The sequence below is a fragment of the Paenibacillus sp. FSL W8-0187 genome (assembly GCF_037969755.1).
In the GTDB taxonomy this organism is placed as follows: Bacteria; Bacillota; Bacilli; order Paenibacillales; family Paenibacillaceae; genus Paenibacillus_AQ.
Map to the genome: position 1 here is coordinate 1,453,499 of NZ_CP150206.1, position 25,577 is coordinate 1,479,075.

General features: G+C 49.7%; 22 protein-coding genes. 14 read left to right on the top strand and 8 right to left on the bottom strand.

Going from position 1 to position 25,577, the window contains the following annotated elements; translation table 11 throughout:
• The first annotated feature begins 637 nt into the window (after positions 1-637).
• Positions 638-1,600 carry a phosphotransferase gene (locus tag MKY48_RS06320; protein WP_339292533.1) on the top strand — a complete coding sequence of 321 codons (963 nt, stop codon included), beginning with the start codon at positions 638-640 and terminating at the stop codon, positions 1,598-1,600.
• Between the two features lie 183 nt (positions 1,601-1,783).
• Here MKY48_RS06320 and MKY48_RS06325 read toward each other — a convergent pair whose 3' ends face one another.
• Together MKY48_RS06325 and pyk are read right to left on the bottom strand one after the other, a co-directional pair.
• Entirely contained in the window at positions 1,784-3,001 is a 1,218-nt protein-coding gene (locus tag MKY48_RS06325; RefSeq protein ID WP_339292534.1) for an L-dopachrome tautomerase-related protein, read from the bottom strand.
• Between the two features lie 151 nt (positions 3,002-3,152).
• Positions 3,153-4,568, bottom strand: a complete 1,416-nt coding sequence (pyk, locus tag MKY48_RS06330; RefSeq protein ID WP_339292535.1) for a pyruvate kinase — start codon at positions 4,566-4,568, stop codon at positions 3,153-3,155.
• A 159-nt stretch (positions 4,569-4,727) separates the two neighbouring features.
• On the opposite strand from pyk, the gene MKY48_RS06335 reads away from it, so the two are divergent.
• Positions 4,728-5,507: an AraC family transcriptional regulator gene (locus MKY48_RS06335; protein WP_339292536.1), complete on the top strand. Its 780-nt coding sequence runs from the start codon at positions 4,728-4,730 to the stop codon at positions 5,505-5,507.
• Between the two features lie 51 nt (positions 5,508-5,558).
• Here the strand turns inward: MKY48_RS06335 and MKY48_RS06340 are convergent, their stop codons facing one another.
• A complete protein-coding gene (locus MKY48_RS06340) occupies positions 5,559-6,515 on the bottom strand; it encodes an LCP family protein (protein WP_339292537.1) in 957 nt (318 codons plus the stop codon).
• 185 nt (positions 6,516-6,700) lie between these two features.
• Here MKY48_RS06340 and MKY48_RS06345 point away from each other — a divergent pair, with 185 nt between their 5' ends.
• On the top strand, positions 6,701-7,450 hold the full coding sequence (locus tag MKY48_RS06345) for a MerR family transcriptional regulator (protein WP_339292538.1): 750 nt from the start codon (positions 6,701-6,703) through the stop codon (positions 7,448-7,450).
• A gap of 121 nt (positions 7,451-7,571) precedes the next feature.
• Entirely contained in the window at positions 7,572-7,781 is a 210-nt protein-coding gene (locus tag MKY48_RS06350) for a general stress protein (protein WP_339292539.1), read from the top strand.
• Between the two features lie 155 nt (positions 7,782-7,936).
• On the opposite strand, the gene MKY48_RS06355 is transcribed toward MKY48_RS06350, so the two are convergent.
• Positions 7,937-8,275, bottom strand: coding sequence for a helix-turn-helix domain-containing protein (locus MKY48_RS06355; protein ID WP_071221283.1), 339 nt, complete (start codon positions 8,273-8,275; stop codon positions 7,937-7,939).
• Between the two features lie 160 nt (positions 8,276-8,435).
• On the opposite strand from MKY48_RS06355, the gene MKY48_RS06360 reads away from it, so the two are divergent.
• Both MKY48_RS06360 and MKY48_RS06365 read left to right on the top strand, forming a co-directional pair.
• Positions 8,436-9,374: an aldo/keto reductase family protein gene (locus tag MKY48_RS06360; RefSeq protein ID WP_339292540.1), complete on the top strand. Its 939-nt coding sequence runs from the start codon at positions 8,436-8,438 to the stop codon at positions 9,372-9,374.
• Positions 9,375-9,653: 279 nt separating this feature from the next.
• Positions 9,654-13,715, top strand: a complete 4,062-nt coding sequence (locus MKY48_RS06365) for a tail fiber protein (RefSeq protein ID WP_339292541.1) — start codon at positions 9,654-9,656, stop codon at positions 13,713-13,715.
• A gap of 82 nt (positions 13,716-13,797) precedes the next feature.
• On the opposite strand, the gene MKY48_RS06370 is transcribed toward MKY48_RS06365, so the two are convergent.
• Positions 13,798-14,772, bottom strand: a complete 975-nt coding sequence (locus MKY48_RS06370; protein WP_339292542.1) for an aldo/keto reductase — start codon at positions 14,770-14,772, stop codon at positions 13,798-13,800.
• Positions 14,773-14,976: 204 nt separating this feature from the next.
• On the opposite strand from MKY48_RS06370, the gene MKY48_RS06375 reads away from it, so the two are divergent.
• From MKY48_RS06375 to MKY48_RS06400, 6 genes are all read left to right on the top strand, one after another.
• Entirely contained in the window at positions 14,977-15,441 is a 465-nt protein-coding gene (locus MKY48_RS06375; protein WP_339292543.1) for a DinB family protein, read from the top strand.
• A 128-nt stretch (positions 15,442-15,569) separates the two neighbouring features.
• Entirely contained in the window at positions 15,570-16,079 is a 510-nt protein-coding gene (locus tag MKY48_RS06380) for a CYTH domain-containing protein (protein WP_339292544.1), read from the top strand.
• Positions 16,080-16,441: 362 nt separating this feature from the next.
• The gene (locus MKY48_RS06385; RefSeq protein WP_076322814.1) at positions 16,442-17,113 is read left to right on the top strand and encodes a PAS domain-containing protein; all 672 of its coding nucleotides are present in this window, start codon (positions 16,442-16,444) and stop codon (positions 17,111-17,113) included.
• 56 nt (positions 17,114-17,169) lie between these two features.
• Positions 17,170-18,342, top strand: coding sequence for a MalY/PatB family protein (locus MKY48_RS06390; protein ID WP_339292545.1), 1,173 nt, complete (start codon positions 17,170-17,172; stop codon positions 18,340-18,342).
• A 146-nt stretch (positions 18,343-18,488) separates the two neighbouring features.
• Positions 18,489-20,015, top strand: a complete 1,527-nt coding sequence (gene nhaC / locus MKY48_RS06395) for a Na+/H+ antiporter NhaC (protein ID WP_076322815.1) — start codon at positions 18,489-18,491, stop codon at positions 20,013-20,015.
• Positions 20,016-20,098: 83 nt separating this feature from the next.
• Positions 20,099-20,485, top strand: a complete 387-nt coding sequence (locus MKY48_RS06400; RefSeq protein ID WP_076322816.1) for a RidA family protein — start codon at positions 20,099-20,101, stop codon at positions 20,483-20,485.
• Between the two features lie 110 nt (positions 20,486-20,595).
• On the opposite strand, the gene MKY48_RS06405 is transcribed toward MKY48_RS06400, so the two are convergent.
• Together MKY48_RS06405 and MKY48_RS06410 are read right to left on the bottom strand one after the other, a co-directional pair.
• On the bottom strand, positions 20,596-21,351 hold the full coding sequence (locus tag MKY48_RS06405) for a YheC/YheD family protein (RefSeq protein ID WP_339292546.1): 756 nt from the start codon (positions 21,349-21,351) through the stop codon (positions 20,596-20,598).
• Positions 21,352-21,431: 80 nt separating this feature from the next.
• Complete coding sequence (locus tag MKY48_RS06410; protein WP_339270962.1) at positions 21,432-21,824, bottom strand: hypothetical protein; 393 nt, start codon at positions 21,822-21,824, stop codon at positions 21,432-21,434.
• A 148-nt stretch (positions 21,825-21,972) separates the two neighbouring features.
• Here MKY48_RS06410 and MKY48_RS06415 point away from each other — a divergent pair, with 148 nt between their 5' ends.
• A complete protein-coding gene (locus tag MKY48_RS06415) occupies positions 21,973-22,338 on the top strand; it encodes an MmcQ/YjbR family DNA-binding protein (protein WP_339292547.1) in 366 nt (121 codons plus the stop codon).
• Between the two features lie 124 nt (positions 22,339-22,462).
• On the opposite strand, the gene MKY48_RS06420 is transcribed toward MKY48_RS06415, so the two are convergent.
• Positions 22,463-23,737 (bottom strand): chitinase, encoded by a 1,275-nt coding sequence (locus MKY48_RS06420; RefSeq protein WP_076322819.1) that lies wholly within the window; start codon positions 23,735-23,737, stop codon positions 22,463-22,465.
• Positions 23,738-24,133: 396 nt separating this feature from the next.
• Here MKY48_RS06420 and MKY48_RS06425 point away from each other — a divergent pair, with 396 nt between their 5' ends.
• Positions 24,134-25,486, top strand: coding sequence for an MATE family efflux transporter (locus MKY48_RS06425; protein WP_339292548.1), 1,353 nt, complete (start codon positions 24,134-24,136; stop codon positions 25,484-25,486).
• Positions 25,487-25,577 lie beyond the last annotated feature (91 nt).

Sequence of the window (25,577 nt, forward strand, 5' to 3'; positions counted from 1 at the left end):
AAGGCTTGGCAACACACGATAATACCCAAGATAGAAATACGCTTGGTCTCTAAATACTGCACAGGAGGAATCATGTATTGAGTCCACAAAGTAACCGTATTACTGATGAAACTTATCATAAAATGTCCCAATTAGCCTATGACGACTTGTTTGGGCTTAATTCTATTCTCTCCCTTACTTTTCCCCATCTGATCTTCAAGCTCCATCCCGTGCATCATGTTCACTATGCTAAAAATTTATTAATTCATCTCTAACACGGGAGGTCATCTATATAATCAAGCGGTTATTTCTCCTTGTAAATCTGTACTTCTTGACGGGATATTGGTCTCCCCGTATAGCCCTGCTTCCAAAGTGATCATGTAAGCGTCCAGTCGTTCATGCTGGAAGGTACCGTTTTCGTCAATATGTCGGTCTCCATGTTCTTCGTAAACTTCCCCTATACTTATTCTCTCCCATCCACTCCACTTATGGCTCCTGTACAATACCTATTAGGCAAGACTCATGCTTGCGTCTATGTGCGGAAAGGGGTGACGTTGTTGAATACGATTCATATTCACAATGGTGTACAGATGAGAGGGCTGGTTACTAAAGCCGAAGTGTAAGTCCTCTTAGGCTGTAGTGGGAGGAAAAAGAGTAGATGATGAAGTTAACAACGATGGTTCGCGGATTAACGGCAGACAAGGTAGCCCACGAACTCATCCGCAACTGGGAGTTTGACGAGGGCACATTGAAGTTCTGGCGGGCAAGCTCCAACTTTGTGTATGTGTTTAACCATAGCGGAGATCGATATTTTCTTAGGTTTAATGATGAAGAGGAGAGCAAGATCGAGCAGATAAACGCCGAGCTGGAATTTATGCGGTATCTGGTTAAGAACGGCTATCCTTCTGTCACGCCGGTTTCCTCTGTGAACGGGAATTGGATCGAAACGATTCAGGCACCCGAGGGACATTACCACGGCGTTGTGTTTTCCGCTGCTGCAGGGATTGCATTAGATGGCAATCTCACGACCACCCAGTTCAAGGACTGGGGGAAATCGCTCGCAAGGCTGCATACGCTATCCAGCCAATACGAACCCGGAACTGTAAGACGCCGAAGCGCAGAGGACATATTGCGCATGATCGATCAGGTTCTGCAGCGGCATCCCGAGGAGCAGGATGCTGTTGAGGAGCTTCACCGGGTTAGTCTCTGGCTGCAGTTCATGCCATCGTCGAGACAGACGTATGGCTTAATCCATTATGATTTTCAGTTGGATAATGTCTTTTATGAAGCGAAGGAGCGTTCTTTCCACGTTATCGATTTTGACGATGCAATGTACCACTGGTTTGCGATGGATATCGTGACGGCTCTTGCGGATACCGAGTCGGAGGAAGAGAAACGGGCTTTCCTGAGAGGGTATCGTTCCATCCGAAGTTTGGATAACGAGCTGGAGACGGAGTTTGCAAGATTTCGCCGATTCGAGCGGCTGTACGGATTTGCCAGAGTGCTGCGTTCCCTGGAGGACAGCGATTTGACGGATGTTCCCCCTTGGTATGAGGGGCTTCGAATGAAGCTGTTGCGCATCTGCGAGAATGATAGGCAGGGGTTCAGGGAGCCGTGGTAAGGGCCCGATCATAGTGAAGGAACCAGTCGCTTTAGGATAATCGAGCCAGACAACCATATCGCTTACGCAGGTCAATGACTGCAAAGGTTGCCAGTCATTGAGGTCAAGCGTTGCAGGCATATAACAAAAGGGTTAGGCAGAGGGCATGAACACCCGATCTGCCTAACCCTTTTTTCTTTAACATCAACCATACAAATAGGACTTCACGTCCTGCCCGATGTAGGCTCTCCATATGATCAGATTGTAAGGATCGTCCCAGTCGATCTGCTGCGGCTCTTCAAACATGCGGTGCAGGCGGTTGTTGTTGAAGATGATGGAGCCGCATTGATCAAAAGCCACCCCGTCTACCCACAGCATCCTGTCGTCGGACAGCAGCTTGTTGAACGAGCGCGTGTACGGTGAATAGTAACCGATCCCCTTGCCTTCGAGCATGGTGTAGAATATATGGCCTTGATTGTCGGCATGCATGCCGTCGGTTGTCGTTCCTTTGCTGCCCAGGGTCTGAACGGAATTCCGGATGATTGAATCGGGAATATTGAAATTCCGCAGCAGTCCTGTATCGATAGCGTACAGATTGCGCCCCGTTACCTGGCAGTAGAATAGAGTTCCGCGATCCGCGGATAATGCTATGCCATCGGCGCCGATCCGGATCGGCTTGTCGCGGTATACCGGCTCGGTATCAATTTCAAACCGGAATCGGGGCACGTCCTGCGTACTGTAATGACTGTCGAGCACACGCCGAAATTTCTTCGTTCTCATATTGTAGACGATAATTCCGCCATACAGCGGATGGTCCGGCCAGCCAGAGCCCGAATCGGTGATATAGGCATAGCCGTTTCGGTTATCCACCACGATGTCGTTCAGGAACGATGTTCGGGGAGGGGCAATATCATCCGGAATGACAATGGAATCGAGCAGGCGGTTAGCGTTCAGATCCCAGATGACCAGTTTTTGCGAGCCTTCGGGCGAAGTATCGTATGCGATTTTTCCTTGATCCAGAATCCACATCCGATGATGCTCATCAATTTCGTAGCCAAGGACGGATTGCAGCTTTCGCACATCCCCTGGTGTATTCCACTCCCAGCTTGGAAAAGCCTCCAGTACGGGCTTGCCGTTCACCATCACAATGGTGTTCAACGTAGCGGGAATCCCTTCCGCCCAGCGCGGAACCGATACATAGAAGCGTCCCTTTAGGTCCACTTTGACGCCTGCGGGCATGCAGTGCTTCCAATACTGATGCTCCTCGAATCGCTGCTTCATCGCAGCATTCGGGAAGTTCCAGTCCAGGCGGTTCCAATGGAAGAGGATCTGGTACGGACTTGTATAGCTATGGGCTTGCTTATCATGAAGGGCGGCAGGCTGCGGCCACTGGTCCTCCATGGAATGATACGGTATACGCATATTTGTAAGACCTCCCGATAACATGCTCGGTTCATCCATTACGGCAGCGGTAATTCATTCTTCGCGCTGATTCCTCTGAGTTAGTTATATGCCCAGAGGGATGGATTGGCACCGAAAATATTTACGAAGAGGTCTTTTTTCAGAGTACCCGTTACACTTGCATAACCTTAATCAGATTCGTGTTACCGGATTGACCGATCGGCACGCCTGCAGACAATACGATAATGTCGCCTTTTTCGATGTAACCTGTCTTGATGGCATTGCGAGTAGCGGATTCGAACATTTCGTCCGTCGTTGTGACCTTGTCGCCTTTTACCGGAATGACGCCGGAGAGCAAGCAGATTTTGGCCAGCACTTCTTCATGCTGTGTAACCGCGATAATCGGTGCTTCTGGCCGATATTTCGAAATCATCCGCGCCGTAAATCCGCTCTCCGTTGACGTAATGATAGCTTTGGCATTCAGCACGAGGGAGGAGCTAACCGCACCCTGACTAATAACCTCGGTAATATCGGCAACTTGCTGTCTGGATTTGAAAGCGAATTGGTCTTTATAATCGATCATCGTTTCGGCGCGGCGGGCAACTGCGGCCATCGTACGCACGGATTCTACCGGATATTTGCCCGCAGCGGATTCCCCCGAGAGCATGACAACGTCAGCTCCCTGGATCACAGCGTTAGCCACGTCGCTCACCTCGGAGCGGGTCGGGCGGGGATTGACCTGCATCGATTCCAGCATATGCGTTGCCACGATTACCGGTTTGCCGGCCAGGTTGCATTTATCGATCATTTCTTTTTGCATCATAGGCACTTCTTCGATCGGCACTTCGACGCCAAGGTCGCCGCGGGCAACCATGATGCCGTCGGAGGCTTCAATGATGTCGTCCAGGTTCTGCATGCCCTCTTCATTCTCGATCTTGGAGATGATCTGCACATGCTCTGCGCCGCGTTCCTTCAGAATGCTGCGGATTTCGCGGATATTATCGCCATGGCGCACGAAAGAAGCGGCAATGATCTCAATGTCGTTCTCGAGACCGAAGCCGATATGCATGACGTCACGCTCGGTGACCCCAGGAAGTGTCGTTTTGATTCCGGGGAGGTTGACACCTTTACGCGGTTTAAGCACGCCGCCGCTAATGATTTTACAGTGAATGTCCTTCCCATCAACACGGAGAACGTTCAGGTCTACGAGGCCATCATCAATCAAGATACGGTCGCCCGGTTTCACGACTAGATTCAGCTCGGCATAATTGACCGAGATGCGCTGGGCGTCTCCCAGAATTTCTTCGGTAGTCAGGATCAGTTCCTCACCTGGTTTGAGCGTGCAGGAAGCCTCTTTCAGCTTGCCGATCCGTACTTCGGGTCCTTTAATGTCCATCATGATGGGTACATACGTGTTTAATTCGGATGCGGCCTGGCGAACGTTCCGAATCCGGGTCACGTGATCCTCCGGCTCTCCATGTGCCATATTCAAGCGGGCAACGGTCATTCCCTCCTGAATCATGTTTTTCAACAGCTCAATGGAATCGCATGCGGGTCCCATCGTACAAATGATTTTGGTTTTTAGCATGGCTGTTTGTTCCTCCTTTGTATTTGCACTCTTCAGCTTTTTTGCAGCATTCGAGCTCATTCAAACTACCCTAATGATCACATTGTAGCCTGTCTTGTCGAATCATGATATGAACTATAGTACAATGGATGGATTATAGTATCGCAATGGAGGTGAGTTATGATCACTCCGGTAGAAGTAAAACAAATTAGCGGTGTCGATTGGTATGAAGAAGCTGACAATGAGAAGCGAGCATGGCGCTTAAGCCTTGTGACATATGGAAAATGTGTATATTGGGTGAATGGGGATAAGCAGATTATGGAGAAAGGGGAGTTGCTGCTTATTCCAGCCGATGTTCCGTATTATGGCAAAAGCATCCCTACCGTGACGCACACGCAAATCGCCGTTGAGTGGACAGACCAGCTATCGACGGGATTATCGGTGCTTGAACGAGAAGAAGCATTAAAACATAAACCCGGCTGTTATGAGTTGATCCGCGAACGGTTGAAGGTGATCCATCAGCAGTGGCAGGAACGCCCATCTTATTATGTCTTGATGATAGAAGCATTATTGACAGAAGTGTTGATTTATATCAGTCGTGAGCTGGACAATGGAGTCATTACGCCGGAGAAGCACTTGCATGTGGAACGGATGAAGTCTTATATTGAGCGGCATTACCGTGAGAAGATAACGAAAGAAGAGCTGGGCGATGCCATCGGCAAAACCCCCAATTACGCAGCGGTACTCTTTAAGAGTGTTACGGGGCAGACCATCAGCCAGTACGTGCACGCCCAGCGGATCAAACGGGCAGTGTATTTGTTAACGGAATCGCAGCTGACGGTACAGGAGATTGCCGTATTTCTCGGATATCAGGACCTCTCCTATTTCTATAGAATTTATAAACGAGTCACGGGCAGCGCTCCTTCGGATTTATTGCATGAGCGTCCACGAACGATCTAGGAAGTTTAACGCAAAAAAGAGGGCTGCGCCCTCTTTCTGGTACTTGCTACTTTATTGAGCAGCGTCATTTTCGAATAACTGCTTCACATACTGCCGCAGTTTCGTTTTATCTACGCCGAGCACTTGTGCCCGTCCGGCCTTCTCGTTTGTCAGCAGTGAGAACGGCGGAAGCTGCTGCTGGTCGATTTTATCCATATTCACATCAAAACCGAGAGCCATCAGCTTCAGCATTTCTTTGGGGCTTAGATCGGTTTCGATGTATGGCGCGATTGAATCCAGGATGCTGGGCAGCTTGAACAAAGAGCCTGTGGTCTGCATCTTTTTGGCGACTTCCGTCATAAGAATCCGTTGTCGTTCCGTACGGGCAAAATCGGATCTTGCATCGTGCCGGAACCGGACGTATTGCAGCGCCATCTTGCCGTCGAGGTGCTGCAGCCCTTGCTTTAAATCGATGTCGTACATATGCTTGTCCGCTTTGCTTGTGTAATACATATCTTTCTCAACTTCAATGTCGACTCCGCCAATGGCGTCGACCAGGGCTATGAATCCGACAAAATCGGTGTAAACATATTTATGTATGGGCATGTCCAACAAATCGCTGATGGTTTGTCTGGTCAGCTCGATTCCGCCGTAAGCAAATGCCGAATTCAACCGTCCTTTGCCATGGCCGGGGATGTCGACATAGGTATCTCGCAAAATCGAGAACAAATGGGCTCTTTTCGTGACAGGATCGATGGAGGCAACCAGCATGGTGTCGGATCTGCCGGCATCGTCTCCCCGGGAGTCTCCTCCAATCAGGAGAATATTAATGCGTTCTTTACCCTCCCACTTGGGTATCTCGATGATTTCCTCCGACGCGGCGCCCGAAGTATCCACCTGCTCCGCCGAATTCGAAGCGGTCGAAATTTGGTTTGAGAATTGTATAATAGCGTAGGTATAGTACGAGATAATCCCCAAGATTCCAACGGATAATAAGAGCATGGTGTATTTTAACCATTTCCTTTTCATAGTTCCTATAACATCCTTTCTGTTTTACTAACTGCATAATTGACCATTCTAGCAAAATAATGAACAAAAATCATATTTTCCCGGAAAAACGATTCGGCAAAGTCGATATATTCCGGTCGGATAAACGGGTTGACTCTCCTCCAAGGGGAGACCTTAGACTGGAAGTCGAAGGAGGGAACCAGCGTATGTTATACACGGTAAAAGAGGTTTCGGAGCTGTCCGGGGTGACCATCAAAGCACTGCATCATTATCATAAAATCGGCCTGCTCTTGCCTGCCGAGATCAGTGAAGCGGGTTATCGCTTGTACGGTACTGCCGAGCTGGAGCGATTGCAGCACATTTTGTTTTACAGGGAAATGGATTTTTCGTTGGATCAAATCAAGGCACTGATGGAGAAGGCCCCTGAGCGGCGGAAGATGCTGTTACAACAGGAGAAGCAGCTGATGGATCGCGCAGATCGATTGGATACGATTCTGAAAACCTTAAGAATATCCTTAACCAGTACGGAGGAGGGCAAGCGCATGGAGCCTCAGGAATTGTTCAAAGGTTTTGAGAGCGAAGAAGAATGGAAGGAAGCCTTAGCAGAGCAAAATGAGCATCTGAAAGGGCAGTATGATGTGGATTTGCTCGAGAGCGAACCCGTTGATGTTCCAAGCATGAACGAGCAGGCAAGGGAAGCGGCTGCCTTTATGGCAGGCATGGCAAATGCGTTGAAAACGGGGATTAAGTACGATGATGTGCGAGTACGGGATTCGATTCGGGATCATCTGCAGTTTATGAATGAGCAGGGCCACGCCTTTACGGCTGCGGATTTTGCGGGTCAAACGAAGTTTTTCCTGAATGATGACTTTCATCTCCGGATGCTGGAGGAGCAGCAAACGGGGCTGGCTTATTATCTGCATGCGGCTGCGGAGGCGTATGCGCATCTGACGTAAATAGGGTGATTAAGCCGCGCGGGTCGCGGCTTTTATCATTTTTAAGGGTGTTTAGAATTTATCGGAAGGGTTAAATACATGACATAGCAGCAACAAAAAAACAACTTAGGAGTGATGAACAGTGGCTAACAACAACGGTAACAAAATGAGCAGAGAAGAAGTGGGACGCAAGGGCGGCGAAGCAACGGCCAAGAATCACGACAAGGAGTTTTATCAAGAAATCGGCCGTAAAGGCGGAGAAGCCACATCAGAGTCCCATGATAAGGAATTCTATGAGGAAATCGGCCGCAAGGGCGGAGAATCCCGCGGCAATCAAAACAATAACGATTAAATGAAATCTACAATCATAAAAAAACAATCATAAAAAAATAGCAAGCTTTAAAAAGCAGCGGCGGATTCCGTTCAAAGGGAACCGCCGCTGCTTTATTTTTGAGCTAACCGTAACCGCCGAGCCCGGCGTTTGCCGGACGCTGTTAGGCATTGAATTCAAGTCCACCGAGCCGCCCACAGCTTCATTTCCTTGCAGATGACATGAAGGTCCATGCCTTTGGGTGTCAGCGTGTATTCCACTGTAACCGGAACGGTAGGGAATACTTCGCGTTCAAGCACGCCCTGTTCCTCCAGATGGCGAAGCGTCGTGGTCAGTGCCCGCGGACTGACATTCGGGATTTGCCGCTGCAGCTCGCCAAATCGTTTCGTGCCGCCAAAGAGCTCGCGGATGACGAGAAATGCCCATTTTCCGCCTAAGACCAGCAGCGTTTTTTCGATATTACATTCGATATGTTCGGGAGTTTTCGGTATGTAACTGCTCGATTTATTTCCCATAACGGTAGGCTCCTTCCGGTTTTCTATTAACTATACTCAAGTATATCAGCTATCCTTCTTATAATATAGTGAAGAACATTTCACTTCTTCTCTGAGAATAGGAACTACTTTAAAATAGCAAATGTAGCATTCAAGTAATTCTATTGAAGGAGGAGTTACCATGAAATACAGAAGATTAGGACGCACAGGTCTCAAGGTCAGTGAGATCAGCTTGGGAAGCTGGCTTACATACGGTGGTTATGTTGAACGCGAGAATGCGGTTAACGCAATTAAAACGGCTTATGATCTGGGCATTAACTTTTTTGATACGGCGAATGTATATGAGAAAGGTGCAGCCGAAGAGTTGGTTGGCGAAACCCTGAAAGCGTATCCGCGCGAGACTTACGTGCTGGCGACAAAGGCTTTTTGGCCTATGGGCGATGGCCCGAACGATCGCGGCTTGTCCCGCAAGCACATTATGGAGCAGGCACATGCCAGCTTGAAGCGGCTTGGCCATGATTACGTGGATATTTTCTACTGCCACCGTCATGATCCGGAAACGCCACTTGACGAGACGCTTCGCGCGATCGACGACCTTGTCCGCCAGGGCAAGGTCCTCTATGTCGGCGTCAGCGAGTGGCAGGCATCGCAAATAGCAGAAGCGTTGACGGTAGCGGATCGTTACCTGCTCGACCGCATCGTGGTCAATCAACCCATCTACAATATGTTTGAACGTTACATTGAGAAGGAAATCATTCCGCTGAGCGAGCGTTCCGGCATTGGGCAGGTCGTATTCTCTCCGCTGGCGCAAGGTCTGTTGACGGGCAAGTATACCTCAGCTTCCGATATTCCAGAAGGCAGCCGTGCCGCGAAGCTGGAATGGATGCGTAAAGGCATTACCGAGGAGAAAATCGCGAAGGTTCGCGAGCTGGAGAAGATTGCGGCAGAGCTTGAAGTATCCGTAGGCAATCTGGCGCTTGCCTGGATTCTGCGCCAGCCGAACGTATCCAGTGCGCTTGTCGGCGCAAGCCGTCCGGAGCAGGTTAGCGAGAACGCGAAGGCATCCGGCATTGAGCTCAGCGAAGAGGTTCAAACTCGCATTGAAGAGATTTTGAAATAGGGAAGTAAATCGACTAAGAACTAAGACGTTTATCGCATGGATCCTTGGGAATAAGAGAATCCGAGGACAGGTAGAAAGATGTATATAAGATGGCTTCTGACTCGGTTCAGGGGCCATCTTTTTTGCGTGTCTCTTTAGCTAATGAATCCCTCTATTAGAAGACATTTTCTCCTTGAATTATATCGTCTACCATTTATAATACTTTCTAGTAATGTTATACTACTCATTAGTATTATATTACTGAAATAGGACAAATGTATTAGGGGGAGAAGCAGCAATATGCAAAAACGAAGGCGAATAGCATCTACGAAATGGTTGAAGGTGATGTTGTCCATTCTAATAGGTTTAGAGGTTGTACTGGGTGTGCTCGCGTCTCCGAAGACGGTTAGGGCTAATCTTCTAGACGCTCAATATCTGGGCGAGATCCGTCTATTTCCTTACCAGAACGGTCCCGAAGGGTGGATATACTGTGCAGGGCAAGTGTTAACGATAAGTCTGGAAAATTCGGCTTTGTATACTCTATTGGGCAACAACTTTGGCGGAGATGGCAACAAGACGTTTGCATTGCCTGATTTACGGGAGGAAGAACCGGTGCCGGGCATGGGATACTATATCGCGGCTGAGGGATTATATCCGAGAGGCAGCAGTGGCTTGACCGACAATACGATGCTGGGGGAGCTTCGACTTTTTCCCTACAACATGGAGATGAATGATAACTGGGTGACGACTGATGGCACCGTTTTAAGTGATTCTGATCCTCTATACAGTGTGTACGGTACTACATTCGGCCAAGACAGTCAGGGTAGCTTTAAATTACCGCAGATTAACCCTGTGCAGCCCAACATCCGGTATTACGCCGCCAAGGCAGGGATACATCCAGGCAGCGCTGGTGAGGTGTATGCTGGCGAGATCCGCATTTTTCCTTTGGAAATCCCTGGGCTAGCATCCTATAAGGCGGATGGCAAGCTTGTAAATGTTGCAGAGAATAGGGCACTTTATGAGTTAATCGGCAACAAGTTTGGGGGAACTCCGAACCAAACCTTTGGAATTCCTGATCTGAGAGGCAAACCTTTGACGCAGTATTACGTATCCCATTACGGATACGTTCCAACCCTGCAGCAAGTTCAGCCTGTAACTGTTTCCGACCAATATACAACAGATGTTTCCACACCATTAACGGTACCATCCCCTGGGGTGATGAGTAATGATTCCAATGTTCTGACAGCCAAAATATTGAATCCGCCTGCTCATGGAAAGATCACATTTCATAAGAATGGCTCGTTTACTTATACACCGGATGTCGATTTTGTTGGTACAGATTCTTTTACATATATAGCGAGCAATCATAATAAGAGCAGTGGCACAGCCATCGTTAACATCAACGTTACGGAGATTGAGCCGACGATAAGCGGAGTAACCGATGGAGGGCTATATAATCACGAAGTGACGCCCGTTTATACCAATGGCACGGGAACGCTGGACGGGCAGCCTTTTGTCAGCGGCACGACCATCCGCAAAGATGGCCAGTATAAGCTGGTCGTCGAGTCGCCTCGCGGCAAAAAGATCAAGGCCGATTTTGAGATCGACCAAACCGCACCTCTGGTTACAGGCGTGGCAGATGGAGGCCAGTATGATCGGGAGCGGCAAATCTTCTTTAATGAAGGGAGCGCGACGCTCAATCAGCAAGCGTTCCAGAGCGGAGACAAGGTAAACACGGAAGGGGGATTTAACCTCGTCGTAACCGACCGTGCTGGGAATAAGACTCAGGTTCATTTCTCGATCTATTTCCCAAAAACCGTGACGTTCGACAGCAACGGGGGTTCGCCCGTGGTGGATGCGGTCGTCCCTTATGCTACGACCGTAACACAGCCCGTCGATCCAGTGAAACCCGGTTATGCCTTCGGGGGATGGTATATGGATCAATCCTTCCAGCTTCCATTTGATTTCGCGGCACCGATTCTGGCTAACCTGACGCTGTATGCCAAATGGATCGATGCGGATTCGCCTGTCGTGGTGGATCGGACGCCTGCGAATCTGGCTGATGAGGTGTCGATCGAAACGAAGCTTGAATTCAAGTTCAATGAACCCGTAACCGGAGTTAGTGGCAAGTACATATCGATTATGAGGGCGGAGGACCATCACAAGATCGAGTCGATCGAAGTGACAGACGGTTCTCATGTCAGGGTGGTCGATGAGAAGGTAGCGGTAAGTCTGTCTCAACGTCTGTCGTACTTTACGCGTTATTATGTAGAGATAGAGGAGGATGCATTTCAAGACGCTGCAGGCAACTTCTATGAAGGCATGAAGGGTCCTCAAGATTGGAGCTTTATAACGGAAAAAGAATCTGTTTCAGCGCCGCCTGCTCCTGCAAGCTTGAGTGCTAGAGCTGGAGATGGTGAAGTGACCTTGCAATGGTCTACCGTAACGGGGGCTACCTATTACGATATTTATTCCGGGACGGAATCCGGCGTATATGGAACAGCACCGATCGCAACGGTCACGGATACTACGTATTCAGCAGGTGATTTACTGAATGGAACGACGTATTATTTTGCGGTTAAAGCAGGAAATGATGGGGGCTCCAGCGCATTTTCAGAAGAAGTGAGCGCAAGGCCGGCCGGTGCTGAGATTCCCGTTCCGAGCGATGCGGATTTAAGCGGATTAGCATTATCGCATGGAACGCTCGCTCCGGCATTCAACCCTGCTGTCACAAGCTACATTAGCCAGGTTGGAAACCGTATAACGGAGATCAGCATAACGCCGAGCGTTTCCGATCCTCAGGCAAAGGTGACGATGAACGGCAAGGCCGTATCGGCCGGGCAGCCGTCAGATCCGGTCAGCCTAGCAGTAGGAAGTAACAGCATTCATCTCGTGGTTACGGCTCAGAATGGAACGACAAAGACATACACGGTGGACGTGAACAGAGAGGCAGCCGCTTCCCCTGAGCCTGAACCTGGGAATCCACCCCATCCTGGTACGCCAGGCGGTGGATCTGACTCTCCTGGAGGTCAAGGACCAAGCGGTGGTGAGGGTTCCCAAGCAAGTCAAGGGTCAGGTTCGGGGCAGAGCTCCACAGAGAGCAGCCGCGTAACGTCGTTTATAAATGATGTATTACAGAACGGCATGATATCATCAACGTTAACGAAAGAGAAGAATGGGCAGGCCGTGTTGACTGTCAAGGTGAACGGAGATAGACTGCAATCACTGCTGATCAAAGAGAAGAACCGTCGACCGATTGTGCGTCTTCACGCCACGGACGATCTCGATCAAGCCGTGCTGGTCCTGGACAACCAGTCCGCAAAAGCGCTTGAAGGAAGCAGCGCGATGATCGAATTCGAGACCTCGGCAGGCAGCGCCCGTATTCCAGCTCAGGCTATTTCAGGACAGCTCGGCAAAGCTGCGGCAACAAAAGAAGGAACACTTCATCTTGTACTTACCAAAAGCGAAATAGCGCTCAGCGCAAAGCTGAAGCAAACCGGGAATGCGAATGATCTTGGTACAACTTATGGCTTCATTGATGTTAGGATTATAGCCTATGATCAAGGGAAGCCGTTGGGCGGAGATTCCTATTCTGCTTACGTGGTGCTCGAGATTCCCCTTCAAGAAGAATCCGCCGCGAAAGTCGTGACAACCGCCGTGTTTTTGGACGAAAAAGGAAACGTCCATCACGCGCCAACCCGGTTGGCAACACGTGAAGGCAAAACGTACGCTATCATCCAAGGTTTGAATAATGGTACGTATGCCTTGGTCAGCCATACCGAAGGATTACCGGATATGACAGGCCATTGGGCCGAGGCAGCGGTGAACGAGATGGCCTCACGCCTCATTGTAAGCGGCAGAGATGCTGCCGGGTTCCATCCGGATGCACCAGTCACCCGTGCGGAATTCGTCTCCATGATGGTTCGCTCACTCGGTTTAACAGAGCAGGGAAGCACCAGCACATTTCAAGACGTAACTTCCCGGGACTGGTACTTGGGGGCCGTATCGGCGGCAAGCAAGAGTGGACTTATTCACGGCTATGCCGACGGCACCTTCTTGCCGGATAACCTGATATCGAGGCAGGAGGCTGCGGTCATTTTCGCAAGAGCCCAAAAAATCGCAGGGGTTGCCCCGATATCCGGCAGCTTGGATTCGGATGCTGCGCTAGATTCCTTCCAAGACGGTGCCGAATGGGCAAGTTGGGCGAAGGCGGCTGCAGCGGATGTGGTCGGAAGTGGAATCATGAGCGGTTATGATGGCAAGCTGAGGCCGCACAGTAATATGACCCGGGCGGAAACGGCAATCATGCTTCTGCGGATGCTTTCCGCATCGGGGATGATTGGAAATGTGCCTGCTAAATAATGGCTTGTCGAATATAGAAAAAAAGAGCTGCGCCAAAAGGAATTCATTCCTGGCGCAGCTCTTCTATTTGAAATAACGCTATTTACCCCAGCCGGTAAGTGGCGAAGGGCTTGGAATAAACAAAGTCGTCGCTGATTTCATCCAGGCTGGAACCCAGTGCTTCATCGATCTCAATATCCAGGCTCTTCAGGTTATCATCCAGCTGCTCGGTTTTCGTAGCTCCGACAATGACAGTGGAGACGGCAGGACGATTCATCAGCCAGGCTAAGGACAGGGCACTCGGGGAATGACCATGCTCTGCAGCCAACTGGCTGACCTGCTGTGCGAGCTTCAGATTGCGATCTTCCAGGAAGCGGTTGAAGTTAGGGTCCGTTTCCGCACGGGAGCCGGAGGGCGTGCTTGCGCCTTGACCGTATTTGCCGGTGAGAATGCCGCCGGCAAGCGGGAAATACGGGATGATGCCAACGCCCTGATCGAGGCAGAGGGGAACAAGCTCCAGCTCCGGCGTACGGTCGGCCAGGGAATAACTCGTTTGGGTGGATACATACCGGGCGTATCCGCGCTGCTCGCTGATCCCAAGCGCCTTCATGATTTCCCAGGCGGCATAGTTGGAAGCGCCGATATATCGTACCTTGCCCGACGACACCATGTCATCCAGCGTGCGCAAGGTTTCCTCAAGGGGCGTATTCGGGTCAAACGTATGGATCTGATACAGGTCCACATAGTCGGTTTTCAGCCGCTTTAAGCTGTTCTCCAGCTCTTGCTGCAGATGATAGCGGGAGGAACCGCGTTCGTTCGGCCCTTGGCCGTTCACGAGTCCGGCTTTCGTGGCTAATACGACGTTATGGCGTTTGCCGGCAAGCGCCTCCCCGATGATGCGCTCGGATTCCGAGCCTGCATAAATATTCGCGGTATCGATGAAATTGATGCCATGGTCCAGTGCATGGTCTATGATGCGGGTGGATGTCTCTTGATCGGCTCTTTTGCCAAAAGCGTTCGTGCCAAGACCGAGCTCCGAAACTTTCAGTCCGCTGTTGCCAAGACGGCGGTAGTTCATCTTGATCCACTCCTTTATGTATAGATTTCCTATAGTATAAACATGATCCCGCAATCGCCTTTACTATATTATATCCTCTAGTCTAATCGATGAAGCGGTTTGTGGACAAATGCTAAAGGTTGTGCAAAATGCCTTAGGACTCCTTGCGATAGGCTGAATATTACGATAGGATAGTTACGAACCATTTGGAAGGGGGATTGTCTTATGAATGAAGCGATTTTTAATCAATTGGATTTTGCCAGAGGAGCGACCTTAAAGTCGGTAGAACATGTAACGGAGCAAGAGGCCGATATCATCCCGGAAGGATTTGCGAATAGCATTCGCTGGAACCTGGGCCATATCTACACCGTGCATGAGCAGTTTGCTTTTGCAACGGCGGGCGAGCAGCCCCGTATTCCGGAAGGATTCGAGGCATGGTTTGCAACCGGAACCAAGCCGGCCGATTGGACGTCGAAGCCGCCTGCGCTCTCCGAGCTAGTAGAGCTTTTGCAGGAGCAAACGACCCGGATCCGTGAAACCTTCTCGAATCGCCTCGACCAGGATTCGGCTCATCCGCTGACCATCGGTCCCGTGACGTTCCAAACCGTTGGCGAGTTTCTTACGTTCAGCATGTATCACGAAGGTATGCACACGCAGGTGATCAAGTCTTATAAGAAATTGATAAAGTAAGATGAAAACGAAGCGATAGAAGGGTGCCCCCGCGCATCCCTTCTATCGCTTTTGTTTGTCGCTGCGGTGATCGATCCTTATAATGGAATCAACACAGATGGGATCATCGATGGGAGGATATGATAGTTATGGCGATTGAAATCGAACGCAAATACCTTTTGGAGGTTTATCCGGAAGACTTGATATCGGAAGGAACCATCGTGGTCGAGAAGGAGCAGTTCATCGAGCAGACGTATTTGGCGCTGGATGGGGATCAGGAGCTTCGGGTCCGTAAAATAACGGATCTGAAATCGGGTCAGGTTGAATTCACTCATACGTTCAAAAAAGGATGGGGAATTGCCAGGGAGGAAATAGAGTTCGCCATTTCCGAAGGACTCTATGACCAAGTGGTGAAGGCGCATGGCGCGATTCCGCTGACCAAGAGACGGGTGACCGCCCGCTTAGGGGACACGATCATCGAAATCGACGATTATGCGCAGATTCACTTGCTGGTGCTGGAGGTAGAGTTTCCTTCCATTGAAGCCGCAGACGGCTTTGTGCCGCCGGCGTGGTTTGGACAAGATATCAGCACGGAGAAACAATACAGCAACAAGAAAGTATGGCGGGACCTGCAGCAGCAAGCTGGCAGGGAATCGTAACGGCGTTAGTCACGAAATGGTTAGCTAAAACATAGGAAACATATGCAGCTAGCACGTGGATACTACGCGTTCTCATATGGTTGCAAAAAGGCTCTTGCGAGCGGTCATATCGGACCGCCCGCGAAGAGCCTTTTTTATAGCATTCAACCCAAAATTCTGTCGTAAGGCGAACTGTAATGGTCCATTGAAGAGTGTTTTGAGAAGTATTCGACTTTTTTAGACAAAAGTATTGAAAACGTTTTATTATTATAATATAATATTATCATGATAATTAATTATTATATCGTAAGGGATGATATCCATAACAAATGATGGCTTATCCAAAATAAATAATGGCGTAACAGAGAAGGGAGAAGCTCTTCATGAATGAAAATCAGCAGCTGCTTGAAAGCTATTTTCCGATTGCCTCTTTTATCGCGGCGATCATCGGACCTCAATGCGAGGTGGTTGTGCACGATATCAGCGATCCGGAACGCTCCATCATTTTTATCGAGAATGGCCATATTAGTGGACGCCGGGTCGGCGATGCATCCACAGACCTCGTATTGAAAATTTTGAAGGCGGAGGCCTACAGAGAAGAGCAGTTCATCGCGAACTACAAAGCTTCCAGCGCCCGTGGTCAGACTTTTCGATCTTCGACGTATTTTATTAAAAACGGCAGCGGCGAGCTGGTCGGTCTGATGTGCCTAAACATCGACATTACGCATATGGAGGTTGCGGCCGACTGGATCAATAGCATTTTGCAGGGAGGATCGCTGACGCCGCCAGCAGCTCTTGATGCATCCAAGGAGGAGAAACCGTCCACCGAATATCTGCAGGGGAACGTGGACGATTTGCTGCAGCATATCGTCCAGACCGTCCTTAGCAAAATCAGCATTCCGGCGGACCGTTTATCTTCTAACGAGAAGATCGAGATTGTGAAGGAATTGAATGAGCAGGGGGTATTTCTGCTGAAGGGCGGAGTATCCAAGGTTGCCGCGGCTTTATCCATATCGGAGCCTACCGTGTATCGCTATTTGCAGAAGCTGAAATAAGCGGCTGTCAACCGAATAATAATGCATTGCATCCTGAGACAATGGAAGGTGACATCATGACATTTAATTTCGACAAGGTGGTCAGCCGGTTTGGCACGAACAGTGCGAAATGGGACGGGATGGCGCAGAGCATGGGGAGCGACATGATCGCTCTCTCCGTGGCGGACATGGATCTGCCGGCACCGCCTATGGTGGTGGATAAGGTCGCGGAGGCCGCACGTCACGGTATTTACGGATATACCGATCCGTTTCCGCCTTACTTCGAAGCTGTCCGCACTTGGCTTGATAAAGCCTATGACTGGCAGGTCGAGCCCGAATGGATCGTATTTTGTCCGCGCATTGTGCAAGCCGTTTCGGTCATTATACAGAAGTTTACGGAGACCGGAGATAGGATTCTTGTCCATACACCTGTTTATCAGCCTATTGCGAAAGCGGTTACGTTAAACGATCGGGTATTGGTTGAAAGTCCGCTTAAGCTAGCGGACGGGCGATACGAGATCGATTTTGAAGATATGGAGCGGCGGATGCGGGAAGGGGTTAAAGTGGTCCTGCTCATATCACCGCACAATCCGGTTGGCCGCGTATGGACGAAGGATGAGCTTGAACAGATGGCGGAGCTTTGCATCCAGTATGACGCACTGATTGTGTCCGATGATATCCATGCTGATTTCATTCATGAGGGACACGAGCATACCGTCATTGCGAAGCTGTCCGAAGAGGTTGCGAATCGTTCCATTATCTGTACGTCACCGGGCAAAACCTTTAACCTGGCAAGTCTCGAAATCGCTAATACCATCATTCCCAATGATGAGCTGCGAGGGCAGTTTAAGCACGGTCTGCTGCAGGCCGGAATTCATAATCCTAGTTTCTTCTCCGTGCCTGCGCTGGAAGTCGCATACACAGCATGTGATGAATGGTTAACGGAACTTCGTGCTTATATCAAAGATAACATGGCTTATGCCCAAACATTCATAGCTGATCATATGCCAGAGCTGGCCGTGATCGAACCTGAAGGGACATATTTGCTGTGGATTGACTGTACGGCCGTGAGCTGCCATGAAAAGGATTTGGTGGAGTGGATTCAGGAGAAGGCGCGTGTCAGCGTTAGCTTCGGTTCTTCTTTCGGTCCTGGCGGTGAAGGCTTCATCAGGGTCAACATCGCCACGCCGCGTCATATATTACAGGAAGGCCTGGAGCGGCTTGCCGCGGCTTATCCGCTACAGCGTTAACAACCAAAGTTTAAGAGATCAGAAGGAATAAACTTCAAAGGCTTACCATCCTTATCTCGCAAGAAAAACTTCCGCTATATGCGGTCTGTCTTCTGAGAAGGTACATCGATAGACATTTTCTTATTTACATCCAGGGGGAATCCATGATGGCTAAACCAAAAGAGGAACGAATGATAAAGCAGCCGACCATGTTTCTGGCGTTGCTTCCGATTTTTACGATGGTGATTTTGCTGTGCCTTGGTTACGTATTATTTGAGCTGCCGCCCGAACCGCTGATTATTGCATCCGCCATTGTCGCAGGCCTGATCGCGATTAAGCTGGGTTACAGCTACAACGATATTTTGGAATCCATTTCGCAAAAAATTGCGAAAACCATGCCCGCCATCCTCATCTTGATTGTGGTCGGATTTATGATCGGCGCGTGGATGGTCGGTGGAACTATTCCTATGATGATCTACTACGGCCTGAGAATCATTGATCCGCAATTTTTGTTGATCACCGCTTTTCTGGTTACATCTGTAGTATCCGTATGTACGGGAACCTCCTGGGGATCTGCCGGGACCATCGGGGTTGCCTTCATGGGGGTCGGCGCTGGAATGGATGCCAATCTTGCCGCGGTGGCGGGTGCAGTTGTAGCGGGTGCTTACTTCGGGGACAAGCTTTCGCCGCTTTCGGATACAACCAATATTGCTGCCTTGTCCACTGGCGTTAATCTGTACGAACATATCGGCCATTTGCTGTATACGACGCTGCCGTCCTTTTTCGTGGCGGGGATCGTTTATGTGGTCACAGGACTGAACACACATGTATCCAGCGTTGGGGTTCCTGAGAAGGTCACCGAGATCATGAACACGATGACAACGATATACGATTGGAATTTGCTCTTGATCCTGCCGGTATTAATCGTCCTGTACGGCTCGATCACCAAGAAACCGACGATTCCTGTCATGCTGCTGTCATCCATTGTGGCCATGGCGAACGGCATGATATTTCATGGCTTCACTTTGCATGACGTTGTGACTTCGGTTGTAAGCGGATTCGATATCGCGATGGTTCATGTTAGCGGCTTTGATCCCAATACCGTCATTGCTGATATTCCGCGTCTCATTAACCGGGGAGGCATGAGCTCCATGATGGGGACACTGCTCATCTGTTTCAGTGCGATCACGTTTGCCGGCACGATATCGCTGACCAAATCGCTGGAGTTGATTGTGGACAAGCTCTTGAAGCATGTGCGTTCCACCGGCTCGCTGATCCTGGCTACGATTGCAACAGGGTTGACCATGATCGGCGTAACCAGCAACGGACAGGTCTCCATCCTGATGCCGGGCGAGATGCTCCGTGAGGCTTACATCCGGCGCGGTCTCCATCCGAAGAACCTGGGGCGGACGGTGGAGGATTCCGCGGCCATTACCGAACCGATTCTGCCATGGACGGCAGCAGGTGCCTATATGGCCGGTACACTGGGCGTAGCGACATTATCTTATTTACCTTGGGCAGTATTGTGCTGGACAGGCATTATCTTCGCAACGATCTGGGGTTTTACCGGGTTCGGCATCGCTAAGCTTACGCCCGAGCAGCAGGAGGAAATGTTGAAGGAATACGACAATCCGCATAAAGGAAGTCAGAACAAGCCTCATGCGGATGATGCAGGTGCTGCATCTGTCCATTAATGCAGGATGAATATTTCTTGGATCAAGGCAAGAAATCATCAATATAAATGCGTGAACGTATGCGCTAAAGAGGAGAGAACACCATGACACAACAAGAGAGAAAAACCATCGCAACTCAGCAGGCACCCGGAGCCATAGGCCCTTATTCGCAAGCGGTGCAATACGGAAATCTTCTGTTTACATCCGGTCAGCTTGGGATGGATGCGTCGGGGCAATTCGCCCCGACGGTAGAAGAGCAGGCGAATCGCTCACTGCTTAACGTGAAGGCGATTCTGGAAGCAGCCGGTTTTGGTATGGAGGATATCGTCAAGACTACGGTTTTTTTAAAGGATATGAATGATTTCCAAGCCGTCAACGAGGTATATGCTTCTTTCTTTTCAGAGCCATATCCGGCACGGAGCGCCGTGGAGGTTGCCCGTTTGCCGAAGGATGGGCTGGTTGAGATTGAAGTGGTAGCTAGCAAGTCGTAACCCCATCGTCCTTCAATGTGCTGAATTAGGGATATGAACATCATTAGGTTTTAATAAAACTGCCGGGCACTAAACCCGGCAGTTTTTTGTGTGAAAAGGGGTTATCATTTTTATTTCATACGCCCATATTGCTTCCCGTAAGACAGCACCTTATGGTACAGGCTTTTGTCTTTCAAGTTTTTGAGCGGATAAACTTGGGGTCTGGTGTTGACCTCTAGAATCCAGGGCCTCCCCTTGGAATCGACTGCCACATCCAGGCCGAGTTCGTTAAATCCTTTGTAATGGCGGTCAAAGTTTTTACCTACCGCCACGCCAAGTCCTTTGAGCTCGGATTCCAGCTGTTGGGTGAAGGCCGAGGCGAAATTGGCGCCGCTCATCGTCTTGCGGAACGTGCCAATGGTGCCGCCTTGATTATAATTGGTGGCGACTTTGTTAGGGTTGCCGACTTTGGTGAACAGGGCGGTGCTGACCCAGGCTCCCTGCCTAGTCTTCTGGACCATTACCCGGATATCAAATGGCTTGCCATTGCTTTTGGCCAGACGAATTCCTTTTTGCAGCAGGTAGGGTCTGCTCCCGGCAAAGCGGTTCAGATCACGGTACAATTGAGATGAGCTGGTGTATGACGTTTTCTTGGTATTCAGCTGGCTTTGGTAGCCCCCGTCCGTTTTTCGGATTCGGATGATGTTATTGCCGCCTGAACCATCCGTAGGTTTGAAGAAAACCGTAGTGTAGTCCGCCAGCATAGCGTTCAGGTTTTTTTTACTAAACGGCAATGTGTGCGGTACGTATTGTCTGAAATAAGAATCTTCGTTTAACCATTTCGTTTTCTTCCATTTGCTTTTGATGGTGCTGCTTTTATATTTCATAGCTAAGAGGCTCACCCCTCTTTTTTGTTCAGCATATGCCAAAAAAGTAGAGCAAGCCTCCACGATGGCCTTGAACCAAGCTATGTGTTTGAAAACAATTTTTTATCGAAAAACAATAAGGTGATAAATAAAGCTGCCGCGACAAGCAGTATCGACGCCGGTATGATAAAGGCCAGCAGGGTTGCCGTATTCTGCATTTGATAATACATCAGCATGCCGAGCGGCATGATCCCGCCCCCGAGGATGCTCGTCCAGAAGTGCAGCGCGGCCGTCTTCTTCATACTAAGTTTTTCTCGAAACACGTAGTAGAACAGGCCATAGGCAAATAAGGTCAGCCAGCCTACCACCAGAATATGGGCGTGGCCTGCAACCATGTTGTAGTTACTTCTCCCTGCCATGTCCGCTCCGATCAAAGCACCGAAGAGTGTATAGATTGCCGCGATGCGCATCAGCCACTTACTATATTTTACCAATGGATATTCCCCCCCTTGCATCTTGAATCGGTCCCAATATACAAGAGTTATATGAACGGAGCGTGAACAAAATATAAACCGGAATTGAACAGGGAAACATCATCTAATATAATCAAATAGATCTGATCTAGAAGGAGAGAATTCCCAGGTGCGAAGCCCACTCATTGCTTACTGTCTTTCGAAGAAAGCTGCAACCGAGGATTATCCGTTCGGCCCGCTTCCGATCGTCATGAAAGTCGGGGGCAAAATGTTTGCCCTGATTACCATAACGGCAGGAGAGAAGGTTAGTCATATTTCCCTGAAATGCGATCCGGTGATTGCAGAGAATTTGCGCCAGCAGCATGACGCGGTGCAGCCCGGTTATCATCTCAACAAAAAACATTGGAATACCGTTACCGTGGATGGCTCCTTAACGGAAGCGGACCTCCAGGATATGATTGATCATTCCTATGATTTGGTGCTGAAGAGTTTACCGAAGGCTCAGCGCGTTGCGATCTCTCAGCGGCTGGTATGAAGCCTGCTGAAATAAATAATCGCCCTGTGGCACAGTGGAGGCAGATAAACAGCCACTTGCCAGAGGGCGATTATTAGATGGTACCATCAAACCTAGTTCAACCCATCCGCTGGGCGGTTTCGTATCAGAATGGTCTCATGCCCAAAGTATCCACTTTCTCTCCGGTAATATCAACGCCCATACGGCTTGTAATATCGCGATAGTGACCGGCGCGGCGCTGCACCGGGCTGCCCTCGGTTTCACCGAGGTTAGCTTCCAGGCCGTTCAAGACCATCACGGTCGTACCGAAGCCGGGATCGCCCAGCCCTCTGAACTTCTCAAGCGGGGAAGGCTTCCATCTGCCAACCATTACATCATGGGCAGAAGGCTTCGGGTCCTGCGGCGTCATCCAGAACAGGATGGCGGTCATGTATCCGATTTTGCCGTCAGCGGCAACGATCTCCGGATGGTCCAGCAGCACGCTTTTGTCTCCATAGATGATGGAACTGAACAGGCCGTAATTAAAGTTCCAGCTGAGCATGATCGGTCCCCGTCCATAATAGCGTTTGTCTGGTGTTCCGGGATACAGCACCGCGCTGGCAGGATCGACGAAAGCATCCTTGTTGACACCAGTCCGGCCGGCGATGTTCTCGTTCCAGAACAATCCCCAACGGAGCGGTCCTCCCGGAGCGGTAGCCCAGCCTCCGCCCGTTTCGTGGGACAGATTGGCGAGGAAGGCGGCCAGTTCACGCTTGCGGTCCTTCTTGAACCCTTCCTTCAGGAAAGTGCCGCCATCAATGATAACGGTTTCAATATCTTTGTTAAGGTTCTCAACCGAATGGAAGTCAGCTGAACGCACAACGAGTGTTTCAACGCGGGCGTCCTTGTCTAATCGGTAAATCTCCTGCGCGGAAGGGGTTCCTTGCCGCGTGTTGATCTTGATCTTCAGATTGGAGACCTCCGCGACCGCGTTGATGAGATTGTCGTATGAGAAATAGTCGGTCTGATCGGCTTTATAGTATTCTTTGCCATTGGCGATTTTAAACCATTCCGCCGAGCCTAGCCGGTAAGGGAACAACGCCTCGAAGTCTTCCTCCGAGAGCAGTGCTCTAACAGCGGCGATCGCCTTCTCCGGTGTGTAATCCGGATCGAGGCCATCCCAATTCTGGTCGATCTCCTTACGACTGATTAGCCGGTGCTCCCCGATCGCTAGGGAACCGCCTAGATTCTCCGTGATTTGTGCTGGAGCTGAGGTGCTGGATTTGGTGCTGGCTGCCGGATGAGCGGAAGATGCTTCGGGCTGGGGCGCTTCATCGGCTGCAAAGGCATGAAGCGGGGTCATGAGGAGCGCAGCGCCGAGGGCTGCAATCATACTTCGCTGGATCATTTTGCGGGATAACGGATATTTCCACACGGTCATACACATTCTCCTCTGTATCATTGGGATTGGAATACACTGCCATCATATATACGGTATGTTGTTTTGTACATAGTCAGGAAATCCCACGATTTAACGCGCAGTTGACATTGAAGGGGAACCTCTGGCGCGACCAAGCGGGGTAGATGTGACGATAGTCAGGGGATTTGCTGTGGAATCGCTAAAGATGCCGTCGAAGATCAAATACCGGCATTCGCAGTGTCCTCCAACTTGATGACTAGTTTTTTAATGTAAAAACATTATAATGTTATTATGTTTTGATTCTATCAATCTACTGATCTATGGAAAGAATGCTTCACTTCATAATGTTCTGTTCATTTGTGTAATTTCATACATATTAGAGATTCATCATCTTATAGACGAAGAAGGTTAACTGACATGAGTTTATTTGTTCGCGAAAAAGGGTTCTACAAAAGCTTTTTCTGGCTGACGCTTGTGATCGGGATGCAGAACCTGATATCGGTCGGCGTGAATTTGTCGGACAACGTCATGCTGGGAGGATACAGTGAATCGGCGCTATCGGGCGTTGCCCTCGCGAACCAGATCCAATTCCTGCTGCACATGCTGGTTATGGGCGTATGCGAAGGATTGGTCATCATGTCGTCCAGATTCTGGGGAGCGAAGGATTTAGGCTCCATCAAAAAAGCAGCAAGCATCGGCATGCGCATGGCCATTTTCCTCAGTATTGTGTTATGGATAGTCGTGTTCTTTTTCCCGCATGAGGTACTGTCCTTGTTTACGAAGGAAGAGAATGTTATAGCCGCAGGTGTGGAATATTTACGAATCATCTGTTTCTCTTATATCTTCTTTGCCGTCACCAGTTCCTTGCTGGCTTCACTGCGAAGCGTGGAAACGGTGAAAATCGGCTTTGTGGTATCGTTATCGACCCTGATTATCAACATCTGCCTGAACTATATCCTCATCTACGGGTATTTAGGTTTTCCTGAACTGGGTGTGACCGGATCGGCTATCGCTACCCTGACGGCTAGAATCATTGAATGTGTGATCGTCCTGGTGTACATTAAACGATTTGATCGCAAAATTTTGCTGAAGCTGCAGGATTTCCTGCAGTTCGATATGGATCTCTTCAAACAGTACATTCGCGTAGGCTCCCCGATTCTGCTGTCGAACACGATATGGGGACTTGCCATGGCGGCACAAACTGCCATTCTGGGGCATATGGGAGAATCGGCAATCGCGGCCAACAGTATTGCGACTACGATTTTCCAGATGGTGACAGTCATCGTTTACGCTTCGGCCAGCGCAACGGCTGTGCTGATTGGGAAGACCATCGGTGAAGGGTTGATGGACAAAATCATATCCTATGCCAAAACGCTGCAGATTCTGTATATCCTGCTCGGCTTGCTGACGGGCGCTGTGCTGTTTGTAATTAAGGATTTCGTCCTGGGCTTCTACTCCATATCCGATGAGGCGAAGACACTCGCGCTCCATTTCATGACAGTGTTGTCGATCACCGTAGTCGGAACGGCTTATCAGATGCCGGCATTAACGGGCATTGTGCGAAGCGGCGGAGACACCCGCTTTGTCCTTTACAACGATTTGATTTTTATGTGGCTGATCGTGCTGCCCTCCTCGGCATTATGCGCGTTCGTGTTCCATTTATCACCACTCGCCATATTCATTTGCTTGAAGTCCGATCAGATACTGAAGTGTTTTGTGGCGATCGTAAAGGTTAATCGATTCAAATGGATACGATCCTTCAGCTCATGATGGATGGACGGTTGTCTTAAGGTAAGAAATCCATAGAGTAAAAAAAGAACCTCAGGAACGCGTGTCCCGGGGTTCTTTTGTATGGTTACGT

Excerpts from the sequence above, each read along its gene's own strand:
- MKY48_RS06325 (WP_339292534.1), bottom strand. The coding sequence starts at position 3,001 with ATGCGTATACCGTATCATTCCATGGAGGACCAGTGGCCGCAGCCTGCC.
- MKY48_RS06360 (WP_339292540.1), top strand. The coding sequence starts at position 8,436 with ATGAAATACAGAAGATTAGGACGCACAGGTCTCAAGGTCAGTGAGATC.
- MKY48_RS06340 (WP_339292537.1), bottom strand. The coding sequence starts at position 6,515 with ATGAAAAGGAAATGGTTAAAATACACCATGCTCTTATTATCCGTTGGA.
- MKY48_RS06365 (WP_339292541.1), top strand. The coding sequence starts at position 9,654 with ATGCAAAAACGAAGGCGAATAGCATCTACGAAATGGTTGAAGGTGATG.
- pyk (WP_339292535.1), bottom strand. The coding sequence starts at position 4,568 with ATGCTAAAAACCAAAATCATTTGTACGATGGGACCCGCATGCGATTCC.
- MKY48_RS06345 (WP_339292538.1), top strand. The coding sequence starts at position 6,701 with ATGTTATACACGGTAAAAGAGGTTTCGGAGCTGTCCGGGGTGACCATC.
- MKY48_RS06380 (WP_339292544.1), top strand. The coding sequence starts at position 15,570 with ATGGCGATTGAAATCGAACGCAAATACCTTTTGGAGGTTTATCCGGAA.
- MKY48_RS06375 (WP_339292543.1), top strand. The coding sequence starts at position 14,977 with ATGAATGAAGCGATTTTTAATCAATTGGATTTTGCCAGAGGAGCGACC.
- MKY48_RS06425 (WP_339292548.1), top strand. The coding sequence starts at position 24,134 with ATGAGTTTATTTGTTCGCGAAAAAGGGTTCTACAAAAGCTTTTTCTGG.
- MKY48_RS06405 (WP_339292546.1), bottom strand. The coding sequence starts at position 21,351 with ATGAAATATAAAAGCAGCACCATCAAAAGCAAATGGAAGAAAACGAAA.
- MKY48_RS06335 (WP_339292536.1), top strand. The coding sequence starts at position 4,728 with ATGATCACTCCGGTAGAAGTAAAACAAATTAGCGGTGTCGATTGGTAT.
- MKY48_RS06370 (WP_339292542.1), bottom strand. The coding sequence starts at position 14,772 with ATGAACTACCGCCGTCTTGGCAACAGCGGACTGAAAGTTTCGGAGCTC.
- nhaC (WP_076322815.1), top strand. The coding sequence starts at position 18,489 with ATGGCTAAACCAAAAGAGGAACGAATGATAAAGCAGCCGACCATGTTT.
- MKY48_RS06400 (WP_076322816.1), top strand. The coding sequence starts at position 20,099 with ATGACACAACAAGAGAGAAAAACCATCGCAACTCAGCAGGCACCCGGA.
- MKY48_RS06385 (WP_076322814.1), top strand. The coding sequence starts at position 16,442 with ATGAATGAAAATCAGCAGCTGCTTGAAAGCTATTTTCCGATTGCCTCT.
- MKY48_RS06390 (WP_339292545.1), top strand. The coding sequence starts at position 17,170 with ATGACATTTAATTTCGACAAGGTGGTCAGCCGGTTTGGCACGAACAGT.
- MKY48_RS06320 (WP_339292533.1), top strand. The coding sequence starts at position 638 with ATGATGAAGTTAACAACGATGGTTCGCGGATTAACGGCAGACAAGGTA.
- MKY48_RS06355 (WP_071221283.1), bottom strand. The coding sequence starts at position 8,275 with ATGGGAAATAAATCGAGCAGTTACATACCGAAAACTCCCGAACATATC.
- MKY48_RS06420 (WP_076322819.1), bottom strand. The coding sequence starts at position 23,737 with ATGACCGTGTGGAAATATCCGTTATCCCGCAAAATGATCCAGCGAAGT.